Here is a 14,547-nt window from a genome sequence, read left to right as displayed (position 1 = left end):
GCGTGTACAAGCTCGCCTTCTTCGTTCCGCCGAGCCATGTGGACGAGGTCAAGAACGCCGTATTCGCTGCTGGTGCAGGGCGAATCGGCGCTTACGATCACTGCTCATGGCAAGTGCTCGGCCAGGGCCAGTCCCGCCCGCTGGATGGCAGTCAGCCATTTGTCGGGCAGAGTGGAGTGGTCGAATCAGTGGAGGAATGGAAGGTCGAGCTGGTCGTGGCTGATGATCTGATTCGGCAAGTGGTGGTGGCTCTCAAGCAGAGCCATCCCTACGAAACGCCTGCTTACGAAGTATGGCGGCTGGCAGAGTTCTGAAGTTGGACGCGGGGCGTCCGGAAATGCTTCCCCATGCTGGCGCGTGGGACGATAACTATCGTTCAGAGCGTCTCGTGGGAGCTAGCTTGCTCGCGAATGCGCAAAGCCGCCTATTCAAGGCCGAATCTCGATCATCGTCCCGTCTTTCACCAGATCCCAGATTTCCCGCATATCGTTGTTCTTCAGCGCGATGCAGCCGTTGGTCCAGTCCAGCGTGTGGAAGTACCACTCCGGATACTCTTCATCCACCGGCGTACCGTGAATCATGATCATGCTGCCCGGTTTCACGCCTTCGCGACGTGCCCGTGCCGAGTCCGAAATGTTCGGGTAGGAAATGTGCATCGACAGGTTGTAGTTATTGCTGGGCTTGCGCCAGTCGAGCCAGTAGAAACCTTCCGGCGTGCGTTGGTCGCCTTCCTGCAGTTTGGTGCCCTTGGGGTTCTTGCCCAAAGAGATTCGATAGGTCTTCAGGGCCTCGCCACCGCTGATCAGTTGCAACTGGCGAACCGACTTGAGTACCAGCACCTTGTCGATCGGTTTGCTGGCAATACTCTCGGTATTGATGACTTTATTGTTGATGATTTTCTGTTCGCTGCCCTTGGGCACGATGGTCTGGGTAAACGCAGCCTGCGAAAGCGGTACGAATGACATACAAAAGAAGGCGAACAACCAGCGCATTACGATTTCCCTGAAGATGCTTCTTTCTATAAAAAGCGCCGATATTGTGTGCGACCCTGACTTTCAGGTGTCCAGCAACGGACGTGACGGGGGAAGGGCGCTGGTATGAACCGGGTAGACCTGTCGACGCCGATCCGCGAAGAAGTATTCTAGGGTACGCCCGACTGTCATGAAAGCCAGGTCCGACCACGGAATGTCGGCTTCGTCGAATAACTGCACTTCCAGACTCTCGATTCCTGCGGCGAATGAGTCAGTAGCCATTTCTGCCCGATAGAACACATGCACCTGATTGATGTGCGGAACGTCGATCAAAGTGTATAGATGCAGGTCGGTCAGAGTGGCGCAGGCTTCCTCGATGGTTTCACGCCGCGCGGCTTGTTCGATGGTTTCGCCGTTCTCCATGAAACCGGCCGGTAACGTCCAGAAACCCAGGCGCGGCTCTATGGCCCTGCGGCACAGCAGGACCTTGTCGCCCAGCGTCACCAGGCAGCCCGCCACGATGTTCGGATTCTGATAATGAATGGTGTGGCAATGCTCGCAGACATACCGCAATCGGCTGTCGCCTTCGGGAATACGCTGGATAACGGGGTTGCCGCACTGGCTGCAAAATTTCATGGGGTCAGTCGATAGTGAACGCAGTCGCTATCTTGGCCTGTCGTGCTGCGGCTCGGCAACCCTCTGTGTGACAGGAGTTGCCTTGCGAGGGGTTGGGCGCAACCTCGCTTTGGTGCATGATGCCAGACAGGCAACAGATCGAGATTTCCCATGCTGGATGAGCTACTTCGCCGTGTAGTCAATCATACGCCCGAAACCCTCGACTCGGATCGACGATTCCCCGAGGCGGCTGTTCTGGTGCCTGTCACCCGCAGTGAACAACCCGAGCTGATTCTGACCCTGCGTGCCAGTGGCCTGTCGACGCATGGTGGTGAAGTGGCTTTTCCGGGTGGTCGACGCGATCCAGGCGACCCGGACCTGATTTTTACTGCCCTGCGCGAAGCCGAGGAAGAAATCGGCCTGCCTCCCGGGCTGGTCGAAGTAGTCGGCCCGTTAAGCCCGCTCATCTCCAAACATGGCATTAAAGTCACGCCGTATGTCGGTGTCATACCTGACTTTGTCGAATACCAGCCCAATGACGGCGAGATCGCGGCGGTGTTCAGCGTACCGCTGGAGTTCTTCCGTCAGGACACCCGTGAACACACGCACCGCATTGATTACGAAGGCCGCAGTTGGTACGTGCCCAGTTACCGTTACGGCGGGTACAAGATCTGGGGGCTTACCGCGATCATGATCGTCGAGCTGGTCAATGTGCTGTACGACACCAAAATCAGTCTGCATCATCCGCCCGAACGCTCGACCACTTGAACCTGACTGGCCTGCAGCAGAAGTGCTGTCCACAGAAAGTGCTGCTCACAAGAAGTGCTGTTCATAACAATCCGTACCCATGAGTACGACCCGCCTGAGGAAGCTGCATGAAATATCGCCTGGGGGAATCCCGTGTCCAGACCGACCCGCAGAGCTGGGTTGCTCCCAATGCGGTGCTGATCGGCAATGTCAGGCTGGAAGCCGGGGCAAGTGTGTGGTTCAACGCGGTGTTGCGTGGCGACAATGAGCTGATCCATATCGGTGAAAACAGTAACGTGCAGGATGGTACGGTAATGCACACCGACATGGGCTCGCCCCTGAGCATCGGCAAGAGCGTGACCATTGGGCATAACGCGATGTTGCATGGTTGTAGTGTTGACGATTACAGCCTGATCGGTATCAATGCGGTCATACTCAATGGGGCGAAGATTGGTAAATACTGCATCATCGGCGCCAATTCGCTGATCGGAGAAAACAAGGTCATTCCCGACGGGTCGCTGGTCATGGGGTCACCGGGTAAAGTGGTGCGCGAACTCACCGACGTGCAGAAGAAGATGCTGGAAGCCAGCGCTGCTCATTACGTACACAATGCCCAGCGTTACGCCCGTGACCTGGTTGTGCAGGAAGAGTGATGAGCACTGATACCCCGATTGAAAAGCCGGTCCGTTCTCCCTGCGTGAGCATTTGTGCGCTCGATGAGCAGGATATATGCACCGGTTGCCAGCGAACCGTGAACGAGATCACCCGGTGGAGCCGGATGAGCAACGACGAGCGCCGTGTTGTGCTCGGGCTGTGCGACGAGCGCGCCAAGGCCAGCGGGTTGATGTGGACGGTGGGCGGGGCACGCTGATCAGTGCTTGACGCTCTGCGTCGCAAGAGGACGCAGAGCGTCCAGAAAGGCATGCGACGCAGAGCGCCGCACGATAGTCGGGTTGATCGTTCCGCACGCTCCAGCGTGGGAATGCAGTTCTCGACGCTCTGCGTCGTACGATAGTTGAGGCTCGTTGAGCTATCATTGCCATCCGTTTCCCCAAGCGTATAACCCTCCATGCTTTTCCTCATCGCTTACATCGGCAGTGTCGTGCTGATCAACTTCGCCTTCTCCAGTGCGCCGCATCTGGACATCATCTGGTCTGCCTGGGGCGGGCTGGTGTTTGTGCTGCGCGATATGGTGCAGATTCGCTTTGGTCATGGCGCGATCATCGCCATGCTGGTGGCGCTGGTGCTTTCCTACGTCACCAGCGATCCGACCATTGCCCTGGCCAGCGCCACTGCGTTCGCGGTCTCCGAGTGCATTGACTGGCTGGTGTTCAGTATCACCAGACGCCCGTTGCGTGACCGGTTATGGATCAGCTCGGCACTCAGTATTCCGCTGGATACCTTTATCTTCTTCGGCATGATCGACGCCCTGACTGCACCGGTTGTGCTCACTGCACTGGCATCGAAGTTCGCCGGCGTGACCCTGGTCTGGATGATCATGGCCTGGCGAGCGCGCAACAATGCTTGTCCGGGCTGAGCCCCAATTTGCCGGGGCTTCGTGGTAAATTGCGCGCCTTTCTCCACAGCGGTTGCTTGCATAACGCAGGCAGCCCTCGATATCTGCTTCACGAGGACCTGAGATGACTCAAATCGGAACTCCACTGTCGCCCACCGCGACTCGCGTACTGTTCTGCGGCAGCGGCGAACTGGGCAAGGAAGTCGTGATCGAGCTGCAGCGCCTGGGCGTTGAAGTGATCGCTGTTGACCGTTATGAGAACGCGCCCGCGATGCAGGTTGCTCATCGCAGCCATGTGATCAACATGCTCGACGGTGCCGCGTTGCGTGCAGTCATCGAGGCCGAGAAGCCGGATTTCATCGTTCCGGAAATCGAAGCCATCGCCACTGCAACTCTGGTTGAGCTTGAGGCTGAAGGCTTCACTGTGATCCCGACCGCGCGCGCGGCACAGTTGACCATGAACCGTGAAGGCATTCGTCGTCTGGCGGCCGAAGAGCTGAAACTGCCAACTTCGCCTTACCACTTTGCCGACACCTTCGAGGACTACAGCAAGGCGGTCGAAGACCTCGGTTTCCCGTGCGTGGTCAAGCCGGTCATGAGTTCGTCGGGCAAAGGGCAAAGCCTGCTCAAGAGCGCCGATGACGTGCAGAAAGCCTGGGATTACGCGCAGGAAGGCGGTCGCGCTGGCAAGGGCCGCGTCATTGTCGAAGGTTTCATCGACTTCGATTACGAAATCACCCTGCTGACCGTGCGTCACATCGGTGGCACCACGTTCTGCGCGCCGGTTGGCCATCGCCAGGAGAAGGGCGACTATCAGGAATCCTGGCAGCCGCAGGCCATGAGCCCGGTAGCGTTGGCAGAGTCTGAGCGTGTTGCAAGGGCGGTGACCGAGGCATTGGGTGGCCGTGGCATGTTCGGCGTCGAGCTGTTCATCAAGGGCGATCAAGTGTGGTTCAGCGAAGTCTCGCCGCGCCCGCACGACACCGGTCTGGTCACCCTGATTTCTCAGGACCTGTCGCAGTTTGCCCTGCACGCTCGCGCGATTCTCGGCCTGCCGATCCCGTTGATCCGCCAGTTCGGGCCATCTGCTTCCGCAGTGATTCTGGTCGAAGGCCAGTCCACTCAGACCGCTTTCGCTAACCTCGGCGCGGCGCTGGCCGAGCCTGACACCGCGTTGCGCCTGTTCGGCAAACCGGAAGTCAACGGTCAACGCCGCATGGGCGTTGCCCTGGCTCGCGATGAGTCCATCGAAGCCGCGCGGGCCAAAGCGACCCGAGCATCGCAAGCGGTAGACGTAAAGTTGTAAGGGTGCAGCTGCAAGCTACAAGCAGGAGTGTGGTGCTCTTGCTTGCAGCTTGAGGCTTATAGCTCCCTATCCCGAGTTTCCTTCAGGCTCAACACCGCCAGCACGCTGATCAGCGCAGCTGCAGATACATACCCGCCCACCCAGCTCAAGCCGCCCATCGCCACCAGTTTCTGGGCGAAGAAGGGTGCAACCGAAGCGCCGACGATTCCGCCCAGGTTGTACGCCGCCGATGCGCCTGTGTAGCGAACCTGTGTCGGGAACAGTTCTGGCAGCAGTGCGCCCATGGGGGCAAACGTAATGCCCATCAGAAACAGCTCGATGCACAGAAACAACGCCACAGCCCAGGTGCTGCCGTGGGTTAACAGTGGTTCCATGGTGAAACCTGACAGAATCGCCAGCACACCGCCAACAATCAGTACCGGCTTGCGCCCGAAGCGGTCGCTTGCCAGTGCCGCCAATGGGGTGGCAGCCGCCATGAACAGCACCGCAAAGCACAGCAGCCCCAGAAACGTTTCACGGGTATAGCCCAGCGTGGCCACACCGTAACTCAATGAAAACACCGTCGAGATATAAAACAGCGCATAACAGACGACCATCGACGCTGCCCCAAGCAGCATGGGCCGCCAGTGCTGGCTGAAGGTTTCCACGATCGGCAGGCTGACGCGTTGGTGATGGGCCATGGCCTTGGCGAAGACCGGGGTTTCCTCCAGCTTCAGGCGCACGTACAGCCCGACCATGACCAGCACGGCGCTGAGCAGAAACGGGATTCGCCAGCCCCACGAGCGGAATTGCTCATCGGTGAGCGTCATGGCCAGTGCCAGAAACAGGCCATTGGCGGCCAGAAACCCGATCGAGGGTCCCAGCTGTGGAAACATGCCGAACCAGGCTCGCTTGCCTTTCGGGGCGTTCTCGGTCGCCAGTAGCGCAGCGCCACCCCATTCCCCACCCAGGCCAAGCCCCTGACCAAAGCGCAGGACACACAGCAGGATCGGTGCCCACGCGCCAATAGTCGCGTAACCAGGCAATATGCCGATCAGCGTGGTGCAGATACCCATCAACAGCAACGACGCCACCAGGGTCGATTTACGCCCGATCCGGTCGCCAAAATGACCGAACAGCGCCGACCCGAGGGGGCGGGCGAGAAACGCGATACCGAAGGTCAGAAATGAAGACAGCATCTGTGCCGTGCCTGAGGTCTGCGGAAAAAACACAGGACCTATCACCAGGGCAGCGGCAGTGGCGTAAACGTAAAAGTCGTAGAACTCGATAGCTGTGCCGATGAAGCTGGCTGTGGCGATGCGGGTCGCCGAATTCACCGGTTTTACGGGCGCGGCATTATCTTCGCGAGAGAGCGGGGTGCTGATCATGCAGATTCCCTGACTGTCGACTCGCCGGGCGGCAAGGACCGTGCTCCGGCAAGCATTCATTATTGTGATTGTGGGTAAAGCGTCGAGCAGAGTAACCCGAATGGGGCGAGAGGCAAGGGTGTCGCCGGGATCTATTTGAAGGCAGAAATCTATTTGAAGGTGCGAACGAGGGTGTTCTGCCACATGGCCACGCGCTTGACGCGATTGTCTTCGGTCTCGAGAATTTCCAGCCGGTAAGGCCCTATTTTCAGGCAGACCGGAGCGTCTGGAATGGTTTCCAGTGCTTCGGTAACCAACCCGTTAACGGTTTTCGGACCATCGGAAGGCAGGTGCCAGCCAAGGCTTTTATTTAGTTCGCGAATGGACGCAGCACCTTCCACCTCAAGGCGTCCGTCTTCCTGTTGCTTGACGTGGGGATTGTCCAGCCGCTGCTCGCTTTCGAACTCGCCGACGATCTCTTCAAGAATGTCTTCAAGGGTGACGATACCCAGCACTTCCCCGTACTCATCAACCACCACGCCGAGGCGGCGCTGCTGTTTGTGGAAATTCAGCAGCTGCAACTGCAACGGAGTGCTTTCCGGAACGAAATAAGGCTCGTAGCAGACTGCGAGCAACTGCTCTTTGGTCAGTGTGCCTTTGGGTAGCAGGTGGCTGATGTCGCGTGTATTGATGACGCCCTGAACCTGATTTATGTCGTTGTGATAGACCGGCAGGCGTGTGTGACGTGAAATGATCAGGCGCTCGATGATCAGCTCCATCGGATCATCAAGGTTGACGCCATCCACCTCGTTGCGCGGTATCAGGATGTCATTGACCGTTATGCTGTCCAGTGCGCGGATGCCCGACAGCACGCTGGCGCGCGGATAATGCTCGTGAACAACGTCGTGGCGGTTGGCTTTCTGCACATCGTCTTCGAAGTTCTGCTCCTGTTGCTGCACGTGGCGTGACAGAAACGGGCGCAGCAGCGTTTTGGCGAGCACATTGAATACGTAGGCCAGCGGCCAGACGATCTTCATTGGAATGCGCAGTACGCCATTGCCCAGTAGCAGTGTCGAGACAGGGTGACGGTTCGCCAGGCGGCGCGGTATGTATTCGGCGAACACCAGCATGACGCTCACGGTGCCCAGCCATGCCACGGTCGGGCCGTTGTAGAGCCAGTAATTGGCAGCAATCAGTGTTGCGATTACGGTGATCAACACCCTGATCAGCGTATTGCCCAGGATCAGGCTGTTCAGGTTGAACGCCAGCTCGGGAAGCGGCGCAGCCTTGTCCGAGCGGCTGGCGGCGCGCATTGCCTTGAGTTGATGGTGCGCGGCTTCGACTGACGTCAGCAGACCAGCCCAGAGCATAAGGAGGGCGAGGACGCCAAGCAGTGGGCCAAGGGGCAGATTATCCATGATCAGGGCCCGTCAGATGTGCAGGATGAATTCGCGTACCAGCTTGCTGCCGAAGTAGGCGAGCATCAGCAGGCAGAAGCCGCCCAGGGTCCAGCGAATGGCTTTGTGGCCTCGCCATCCAAGGCGATTGCGCCCCCACAGCAGTACGCTGAACACGACCCAGGCCAGGCAAGCCAGCAGGGTCTTGTGCACCAGATGCTGGGCAAACAGGTTTTCAACGAACAGCCAGCCGGAAATCAGCGACAGTGAAAGCAGTGTCCAGCCAGCCCAGAGAAAGCCGAACAAAAGGCTTTCCATGGTTTGCAGCGGCGGGAAGTTCTTGATCAGTCCGGAAGGGTGCTTGTGCTTGAGCCGGTAGTCCTGCAACAGCAACAGCAACGCCTGGAATACGGCAATGGTGAACATCCCGTAAGCCAGCAGCGACAGCAGGATATGGCTCAGGATGCCGGGTTCTTCCATGATCGGCTGTACGGTGCCGCTGGGGGCGAACTGGGCGAGCATCACGGTGACCATTCCCAATGGGAACAGCAGCACCAGCAGGTTTTCCACCGGAATGCGTGACGTGGCGATCAGGGTCACAACGATCACTGACGCGGCGATAAGGCTGGCCGAGTTGAAAAAGTCCAGACCCAGGCCGACGGAATGCGTCAGTTGGGAAAACAGACCGGTGGCGTGTGCGATCACCGCCAGCGTACCGAGCAGGCAAAGCAGCCGCTTGTCGGGCTTGACGGCCTGGCTCAGGCGCAGGCTCTGATAGACGGTCGCAGCGGCGTACAGAACGGCGGCGGCGAGGCTGGGAAGCAGGCTGGGTGGCAAAGGGGACATAGATCCTGATGGACGGGCCTGAAAAGACGTTGAGTTTGGCATAGAACCGGCAAATCACGAAAGACCACAGAAGCAGACTGCGTGGTGTCCGTGCGGCGGAGTCTTCGCTATAATCCGCGACCTGCTCAAGCCGCAGGCTCGCCGAGCGCCATTTCTGCATTACGGGCCGGGCCGCATCAACCGGGGTTCGACGAGAGCCTGAAAGGATCGCGCATGTTTGAAAACCTGACTGACCGCCTCTCGCAGACGCTGCGCCATGTTACTGGCAAGGCCAAGCTGAACGAGGACAACATCAAAGATACCTTGCGCGAAGTGCGTATGGCGTTGCTTGAAGCCGACGTCGCCTTGCCGGTGGTCAAAGACTTCGTCAACAACGTCAAGGAGCGCGCCGTCGGCACCGAGGTGTCGCGCAGCCTGACACCAGGCCAGGCGTTCGTGAAGATCGTCCAGGCCGAACTCGAAAGCCTGATGGGCGCTGCCAACGAAGATCTGGTGCTCAATGTCACGCCGCCTGCCGTCATCCTCATGGCGGGCCTGCAGGGTGCGGGCAAGACCACTACCGCCGGCAAACTGGCGCGCTTCCTTAAAGAGCGCAAGAAGAAAACCGTGATGGTTGTGTCGGTCGACGTCTACCGTCCTGCCGCCATCAAGCAGCTTGAAACCCTGGCCAACGACATCGGTGTGACGTTCTTCGCCTCCGATATCAGCCAGAAGCCGGTCGACATCGCCCTGGCGGCCATTAAAGAAGCCAAGCTCAAGTTTATTGACGTAGTTATCGTCGATACCGCCGGTCGTCTGCACGTCGATGTCGAGATGATGGGCGAGATTCAGGCGCTGCATGCTGCGACCAAGCCAGCTGAAACGCTGTTCGTGGTCGATGCCATGACCGGTCAGGATGCGGCCAACACCGCCAAGGCCTTCGGCGATGCACTGCCGCTGACCGGTGTGATCCTCACCAAGGTCGACGGTGATGCACGCGGTGGTGCGGCCCTGTCGGTGCGTGCAATTACCGGCAAGCCGATCAAGTTCATCGGTATGGGCGAAAAGAGCGAGGCGCTGGAGCCTTTCCACCCAGACCGTATCGCGTCGCGAATCCTTGGCATGGGCGATGTGCTCAGCCTTATCGAGCAGGCTGAACAGACCCTCGACAAGGATAAAGCCGACAAACTGGCGAAAAAGCTCAAGAAAGGCAAAGGCTTCGATCTCGAAGACTTCCGCGATCAGTTGCAGCAGATGAAAAACATGGGCGGCCTTGGCGGTCTCATGGACAAGCTGCCAAGCATCGGCGGCGTCAATCTTGCGCAGATGGGCAATGCCCAGGGCGCGGCCGAGAAGCAGTTCAAGCAGATGGAAGCCATCATCAACTCGATGACGCCTGGCGAACGCCGTGACCCGGACCTTATCAGCGGCTCGCGCAAGCGCCGTATTGCAATGGGCTCGGGTACCCAGGTGCAGGACATCGGGCGTCTGATCAAGCAGCACAAACAGATGCAGAAGATGATGAAGAAGTTCTCCGCCAAGGGCGGAATGGCAAAAATGATGCGCGGCATGGGCGGAATGCTCCCTGGCGGCGGCATGCCAAAAATGTAATTGCGTCGCGTGCAAGCCTCTTTGCACGCGTCCCACACGGGGGGCGACCCCCGGTCAGCCCGCGTTATGCGGGCTTTTACCTGCTGTCATACCGACAGCTCCCTCGCAAATCTGGAAGGCATGCCGATAGGCGCCGGAAAAAGACATTTGCAAAAGTCGGGATATTCCTTAGAATATGCGGCCTTTCGGGCACCTATGCCCGCTGTGCATCTTAGATTTGCAGCACCGACTACAGGAACGATGTTCAATGCTAACCATCCGTCTTGCCCTTGGCGGCTCCAAAAAGCGCCCGTTTTACCACTTGACCGTAACCGACAGCCGCAACGCTCGTGACGGTTCCCACAAGGAACAGGTTGGTTTCTTCAACCCGGTTGCCCGTGGTCAGGAAATCCGTCTGTCCGTTAACGAAGAACGCGTCAACTACTGGTTGAGCGTTGGTGCACAAACTTCCGAGCGCGTTGCCCAGCTGCTCAAAGAGCACAACAAGACCAAGGCCGCGGCCTGAGTCTTATGAACGCGACGCCTGCATCTGCCGACGATCTGATCGTCATTGGCAAGATTTACTCGGTTCATGGCGTTCGCGGCGAAGTGAAGGTCTTTTCCTTTACTGATCCGATTGGAAACCTGTTGGACTACAAAACCTGGACGCTTCGGCGCGAAGGCAGCGTTGAGAAACAGGTGGAGCTGGTCAGCGGACGCTTGCAAAGCAAGTTTCTGGTCGCAAAGCTCAAAGGTCTCGATGATCGTGAAGAAGCTCGTCTTCTCTCCGGTTACGAAATCTGCGTGCCGCGTAACCTGTTCCCTGATCTGGACGATGGCGAGTACTACTGGTACCAGCTTGAAGGCCTCAAGGTCATCGACCAACTCGGGCAACTGCTCGGGAAAATCGATCACCTGCTCGAAACCGGCTCGAACGATGTAATGGTTGTAAAGCCCTGCGCGGGTAGCCTGGATGATCGTGAACGCCTGTTGCCCTATACGGAGCAATGCGTGTTGGCAATCGATATGGCTGCTGGCGAGATGAAGGTGGATTGGGACGCGGACTTCTGAATGCCATGGCCAGCCTGCGCATAGAAGTCATCAGTCTGTTTCCCGAGATGTTTTCCGCCATCAGCGAATACGGCATTACCAGCCGTGCGGTGAAACAAGGGCTGTTGCAGCTGACTTGTTGGAATCCGCGGGATTACACCACTGATCGCCATCACACTGTGGATGATCGCCCATTTGGCGGTGGTCCGGGCATGGTGATGAAGATCAAGCCCCTCGAAGATGCTCTGGTTCAGGCCAGGCAAGCGGCAGGGGATGCGGCGAAGGTTATTTACCTGTCGCCACAAGGCCGCCAGCTGAATCAGTCTGCGGTACGCGAACTGGCGCAGGAGGAAGCGATTATCCTCATCGCCGGTCGTTATGAAGGCATTGACGAGCGTTTTATTGATGCTCATGTCGATGAAGAGTGGTCGATTGGTGACTATGTTCTTTCCGGTGGCGAGCTGCCGGCTATGGTCCTGATTGACGCGGTTACGCGGCTGCTGCCTGGAGCTTTAGGGCATGTGGACTCCGCGGAGGAAGATTCCTTCACGGACGGTCTGCTGGATTGCCCGCACTACACCCGACCTGAGGTGTATGCGGATCAGCGTGTTCCCGACGTGTTGCTAAGTGGCAATCACGCGCACATCCGGCGTTGGCGTTTACAGCAGTCCCTTGGGCGGACCTATGAACGACGCGCTGATCTTCTGGAAAGCCGCTCGCTTTCTGGAGAAGAGAAGAAGCTGCTGGCGGAATACATCCGCGAGCGGGACGATAGTTAACGTATCGATGGTCGATCCATACGGATTACCTTAGGAGCACCAGCATGACTAACAAAATCATTCTTGCCCTCGAAGCAGAGCAGATGACCAAAGAGATCCCTACCTTTGCACCAGGCGACACCATCGTCGTTCAGGTTAAAGTGAAGGAAGGCGACCGCGCTCGTCTGCAAGCATTCGAAGGCGTTGTAATTGCCAAGCGTAACCGTGGCGTGAACAGTGCTTTCACTGTTCGTAAAATCTCCAACGGTGTTGGCGTTGAGCGTACTTTCCAGACTTACAGCCCGCAAATCGACAGCATGGCTGTGAAACGTCGCGGTGACGTTCGCAAGGCCAAACTGTACTACCTGCGTGACCTGTCCGGTAAAGCAGCGCGCATCAAGGAAAAACTGTCCTGATACAGTTTTTCGATGCATAAAAAAGGCAGCCTTCGGGCTGCCTTTTTGCTATCTGATGTTTGAAAATTCGTCTTCGGCGTATCACGCACATACTGAGTTGAAATGGCTGCCATCGACCACCCGCTGATTGACCGGTTTCTGGATGCGCTCTGGCTTGAAAAGGGGCTGTCCGATAACACCCGCGATTCCTACCGCAGCGACCTGGCGCTGTTCAACGGCTGGCTGCAGGAGCGCAACGTTGATCTGCCCAGTGCCGGACGCGAGGTCATCCTCGATCATCTTGCGTGGCGCGTTGAAAATGCCTACAAACCGCGCTCCACGGCGCGTTTCCTGTCCGGCGCACGTGGCTTCTACCGCTACCTGCTGCGCGAAAATCTGATTTCCGTCGATCCCACCCTGCAGATCGACATGCCTCAGTTGGGCAAGCCATTGCCCAAGTCACTCTCCGAAGCCGACGTCGAAGCGCTGCTGGCAGCACCCGACCTGAGTGAGCCCATCGGCGAGCGTGACCGTGCCATGCTGGAAGTGCTGTATGCCTGCGGCCTGCGCGTGACCGAACTGATCAGCCTGACCCTGGAACAGGTCAACCTGCGCCAGGGCGTACTGCGGGTGATGGGTAAAGGCAGCAAGGAACGGCTGGTACCCATGGGCGAAGAGGCCATCGTCTGGGTAGAGCGCTACCTGCGCGGTGCCCGCGACGAGCTACTGAGCGGGAAACCCAGCGACGTACTGTTCCCCAGCACCCGCGGCGACCAGATGACCCGTCAGACCTTCTGGCACCGTATCAAGCATCAAGCAACGGTTGCGGGCATCGGCAAATCCTTGTCACCGCACACCCTGCGCCATGCCTTTGCCACACATCTGCTCAATCACGGCGCTGACTTGCGGGTGGTGCAGATGTTGCTGGGGCACAGCGATCTTTCGACGACCCAGATCTACACCCATGTGGCGCGCGCGCGGTTGCAGGAGATGCATGCCAAGCACCATCCACGCGGTTGACTCACGACGTATTTTGCGAAGCTTCTTACGTCGCTCCGAGTCGGCCCCGCGAGCCTTATGTGGTAGGCTTTGCCGGTTTCGCATATCAAGGCTGGCGCCCCTTTTTTCGACCGCCGCCAGTCTGCCCGTCGTCATAGGAGTTTCCATGCGTTTGCCCCAGATTTTCGCTGCCGCCGCTTTACTGCTGGCCGGCACATTCAGTATGTCTGCCCTGGCTGATGCTGCCCCTGATCAGGCCATCCGCAAGACCCTCGATTCGCTGGAATTGCAGTTGCCGGTCGAGAGCATCTCGCCGAGCCCGCTCAATGGCCTTTATGAAGTGAAGCTCAAGGGCGGTCGCGTGCTTTACGCCAGCGCCGACGGCCAGTTCGTGGTTCAGGGCTACCTGTTCCAGGTGCAGAACGGCAAGCCGGTCAACCTGACCGAGAAGACCGAGCGACTGGCCATTGCCAAGACCATCAATGCCATTCCGCTTTCCGAAATGGTGATCTACCCGGCGGTGGGCGAGACCAAATCGCACATCACGGTATTCACCGACACTACCTGCCCGTATTGCCACAAACTGCACGAAGAAGTCGGCCAGTTGAACAAAATGGGCGTTGAAGTCCGTTACATGGCATTCCCGCGCCAGGGCCTGGGTTCTCCGGGTGACGAGCAGTTGCAGGCCGTGTGGTGTTCCAAGGACCGTAAAAGTGCCATGGACCGCATGGTAGACGGCAAGGACATCAAGGCCGCCAAGTGCGACAATCCGGTGAGCAAGCAATATGAGCTGGGTCAGTCGATCGGCGTCAACGGCACCCCGGCGATTGTCCTCGCCGACGGTCAGGTGATTCCGGGCTATCAGCCTGCTGCTCAGGTTGCCAAACTGGCAATGGGCGCCAAATAACGCTTTGTCACATCAGCATGCTTCATATAAGCATGCGCTACACGAGGCTGTGCTTTTGGCGCCTCTTCACATTTGTAGCCGCATGGCAACGTGCGGCGGATTTCACGGCTGATCAAGCATCGGCT

General features: G+C 58.2%; 17 protein-coding genes and 1 pseudogene. 13 read left to right on the top strand and 5 right to left on the bottom strand.

Annotation, left to right across the window (positions count from 1 at the left end; genetic code table 11):
- The first annotated feature begins 2 nt into the window (after positions 1–2).
- Positions 3–314, top strand: coding sequence for a Nif3-like dinuclear metal center hexameric protein (locus tag AO068_RS00755; RefSeq protein WP_058407379.1), 312 nt, complete (start codon positions 3–5; stop codon positions 312–314).
- Between the two features lie 114 nt (positions 315–428).
- Here the strand turns inward: AO068_RS00755 and AO068_RS00750 are convergent.
- Together AO068_RS00750 and AO068_RS00745 are read right to left on the bottom strand one after the other, a co-directional pair.
- A pseudogene (locus tag AO068_RS00750) lies at positions 429–851 on the bottom strand (L,D-transpeptidase family protein); the annotation flags it as partial.
- 204 nt (positions 852–1,055) lie between these two features.
- Positions 1,056–1,607 carry an NUDIX hydrolase gene (locus tag AO068_RS00745; protein WP_058399620.1) on the bottom strand — a complete coding sequence of 184 codons (552 nt, stop codon included), beginning with the start codon at positions 1,605–1,607 and terminating at the stop codon, positions 1,056–1,058.
- 150 nt (positions 1,608–1,757) lie between these two features.
- Here AO068_RS00745 and AO068_RS00740 point away from each other — a divergent pair, with 150 nt between their 5' ends.
- The 5 genes from AO068_RS00740 (at position 1,758) to purT (ending at position 5,155) form a co-directional block, all read left to right on the top strand.
- A complete protein-coding gene (locus AO068_RS00740; protein ID WP_044323865.1) occupies positions 1,758–2,354 on the top strand; it encodes a CoA pyrophosphatase in 597 nt (198 codons plus the stop codon).
- 107 nt (positions 2,355–2,461) lie between these two features.
- Positions 2,462–2,986, top strand: a complete 525-nt coding sequence (locus tag AO068_RS00735; protein ID WP_002552513.1) for a gamma carbonic anhydrase family protein — start codon at positions 2,462–2,464, stop codon at positions 2,984–2,986.
- Positions 2,986–3,204 carry a DUF1289 domain-containing protein gene (locus AO068_RS00730; RefSeq protein WP_058407378.1) on the top strand — a complete coding sequence of 73 codons (219 nt, stop codon included), beginning with the start codon at positions 2,986–2,988 and terminating at the stop codon, positions 3,202–3,204. The genes AO068_RS00735 and AO068_RS00730 overlap by 1 nt, the downstream gene beginning before the upstream one ends.
- A 198-nt stretch (positions 3,205–3,402) precedes the next feature.
- The gene (locus tag AO068_RS00725) at positions 3,403–3,870 is read left to right on the top strand and encodes a preQ0 transporter (protein WP_004666056.1); all 468 of its coding nucleotides are present in this window, start codon (positions 3,403–3,405) and stop codon (positions 3,868–3,870) included.
- Positions 3,871–3,973: 103 nt separating this feature from the next.
- Positions 3,974–5,155, top strand: a complete 1,182-nt coding sequence (gene purT / locus AO068_RS00720) for a formate-dependent phosphoribosylglycinamide formyltransferase (protein ID WP_058407377.1) — start codon at positions 3,974–3,976, stop codon at positions 5,153–5,155.
- Positions 5,156–5,211: 56 nt separating this feature from the next.
- Here the strand turns inward: purT and AO068_RS00715 are convergent, their stop codons facing one another.
- The 3 genes from AO068_RS00715 to AO068_RS00705 form a co-directional block, all read right to left on the bottom strand.
- Positions 5,212–6,522 carry an MFS transporter gene (locus AO068_RS00715; protein WP_058407376.1) on the bottom strand — a complete coding sequence of 437 codons (1,311 nt, stop codon included), beginning with the start codon at positions 6,520–6,522 and terminating at the stop codon, positions 5,212–5,214.
- A 149-nt stretch (positions 6,523–6,671) separates the two neighbouring features.
- On the bottom strand, positions 6,672–7,919 hold the full coding sequence (locus AO068_RS00710; RefSeq protein ID WP_058407375.1) for a CNNM domain-containing protein: 1,248 nt from the start codon (positions 7,917–7,919) through the stop codon (positions 6,672–6,674).
- A 12-nt stretch (positions 7,920–7,931) separates the two neighbouring features.
- A complete protein-coding gene (locus AO068_RS00705; RefSeq protein WP_058407374.1) occupies positions 7,932–8,744 on the bottom strand; it encodes a cytochrome C assembly family protein in 813 nt (270 codons plus the stop codon).
- Positions 8,745–8,957: 213 nt separating this feature from the next.
- Here AO068_RS00705 and ffh point away from each other — a divergent pair, with 213 nt between their 5' ends.
- From ffh to dsbC, 7 genes are all read left to right on the top strand, one after another.
- Positions 8,958–10,334, top strand: a complete 1,377-nt coding sequence (gene ffh / locus AO068_RS00700; protein ID WP_002552520.1) for a signal recognition particle protein — start codon at positions 8,958–8,960, stop codon at positions 10,332–10,334.
- Between the two features lie 247 nt (positions 10,335–10,581).
- The gene (gene rpsP / locus AO068_RS00695; protein ID WP_002552521.1) at positions 10,582–10,839 is read left to right on the top strand and encodes a 30S ribosomal protein S16; all 258 of its coding nucleotides are present in this window, start codon (positions 10,582–10,584) and stop codon (positions 10,837–10,839) included.
- Between the two features lie 5 nt (positions 10,840–10,844).
- Positions 10,845–11,384, top strand: a complete 540-nt coding sequence (gene rimM, locus AO068_RS00690) for a ribosome maturation factor RimM (protein ID WP_002552522.1) — start codon at positions 10,845–10,847, stop codon at positions 11,382–11,384.
- Positions 11,385–11,389: 5 nt separating this feature from the next.
- Positions 11,390–12,142, top strand: a complete 753-nt coding sequence (gene trmD, locus AO068_RS00685; protein WP_002552523.1) for a tRNA (guanosine(37)-N1)-methyltransferase TrmD — start codon at positions 11,390–11,392, stop codon at positions 12,140–12,142.
- Between the two features lie 44 nt (positions 12,143–12,186).
- Entirely contained in the window at positions 12,187–12,537 is a 351-nt protein-coding gene (gene rplS, locus AO068_RS00680) for a 50S ribosomal protein L19 (RefSeq protein ID WP_002552524.1), read from the top strand.
- A gap of 102 nt (positions 12,538–12,639) precedes the next feature.
- Complete coding sequence (gene xerD, locus AO068_RS00675; RefSeq protein ID WP_058407373.1) at positions 12,640–13,536, top strand: site-specific tyrosine recombinase XerD; 897 nt, start codon at positions 12,640–12,642, stop codon at positions 13,534–13,536.
- 145 nt (positions 13,537–13,681) lie between these two features.
- Positions 13,682–14,422, top strand: a complete 741-nt coding sequence (gene dsbC / locus AO068_RS00670) for a bifunctional protein-disulfide isomerase/oxidoreductase DsbC (protein ID WP_002552526.1) — start codon at positions 13,682–13,684, stop codon at positions 14,420–14,422.
- The last annotated feature ends 125 nt before the right edge of the window (positions 14,423–14,547 follow it).

It is taken from the genome of Pseudomonas sp. ICMP 3272, assembly GCF_001466905.1.
In the GTDB taxonomy this organism is placed as follows: Bacteria; Pseudomonadota; Gammaproteobacteria; order Pseudomonadales; family Pseudomonadaceae; genus Aquipseudomonas; species Aquipseudomonas amygdali.
Note: the sequence above shows the minus strand (reverse complement) of the source record. Positions and strands in the feature narration are given on the sequence as shown.

Coding starts and splice junctions, on each gene's coding strand:
- AO068_RS00715 (WP_058407376.1), bottom strand. CDS start 6,522: ATGATCAGCACCCCGCTCTCTCGCGAAGATAATGCCGCGCCCGTAAAA.
- purT (WP_058407377.1), top strand. CDS start 3,974: ATGACTCAAATCGGAACTCCACTGTCGCCCACCGCGACTCGCGTACTG.
- trmD (WP_002552523.1), top strand. CDS start 11,390: ATGGCCAGCCTGCGCATAGAAGTCATCAGTCTGTTTCCCGAGATGTTT.
- AO068_RS00710 (WP_058407375.1), bottom strand. CDS start 7,919: ATGGATAATCTGCCCCTTGGCCCACTGCTTGGCGTCCTCGCCCTCCTT.
- rimM (WP_002552522.1), top strand. CDS start 10,845: ATGAACGCGACGCCTGCATCTGCCGACGATCTGATCGTCATTGGCAAG.
- AO068_RS00735 (WP_002552513.1), top strand. CDS start 2,462: ATGAAATATCGCCTGGGGGAATCCCGTGTCCAGACCGACCCGCAGAGC.
- AO068_RS00725 (WP_004666056.1), top strand. CDS start 3,403: ATGCTTTTCCTCATCGCTTACATCGGCAGTGTCGTGCTGATCAACTTC.
- AO068_RS00745 (WP_058399620.1), bottom strand. CDS start 1,607: ATGAAATTTTGCAGCCAGTGCGGCAACCCCGTTATCCAGCGTATTCCC.
- rpsP (WP_002552521.1), top strand. CDS start 10,582: ATGCTAACCATCCGTCTTGCCCTTGGCGGCTCCAAAAAGCGCCCGTTT.
- dsbC (WP_002552526.1), top strand. CDS start 13,682: ATGCGTTTGCCCCAGATTTTCGCTGCCGCCGCTTTACTGCTGGCCGGC.
- rplS (WP_002552524.1), top strand. CDS start 12,187: ATGACTAACAAAATCATTCTTGCCCTCGAAGCAGAGCAGATGACCAAA.
- xerD (WP_058407373.1), top strand. CDS start 12,640: ATGGCTGCCATCGACCACCCGCTGATTGACCGGTTTCTGGATGCGCTC.
- AO068_RS00705 (WP_058407374.1), bottom strand. CDS start 8,744: ATGTCCCCTTTGCCACCCAGCCTGCTTCCCAGCCTCGCCGCCGCCGTT.
- AO068_RS00740 (WP_044323865.1), top strand. CDS start 1,758: ATGCTGGATGAGCTACTTCGCCGTGTAGTCAATCATACGCCCGAAACC.
- AO068_RS00730 (WP_058407378.1), top strand. CDS start 2,986: ATGAGCACTGATACCCCGATTGAAAAGCCGGTCCGTTCTCCCTGCGTG.
- ffh (WP_002552520.1), top strand. CDS start 8,958: ATGTTTGAAAACCTGACTGACCGCCTCTCGCAGACGCTGCGCCATGTT.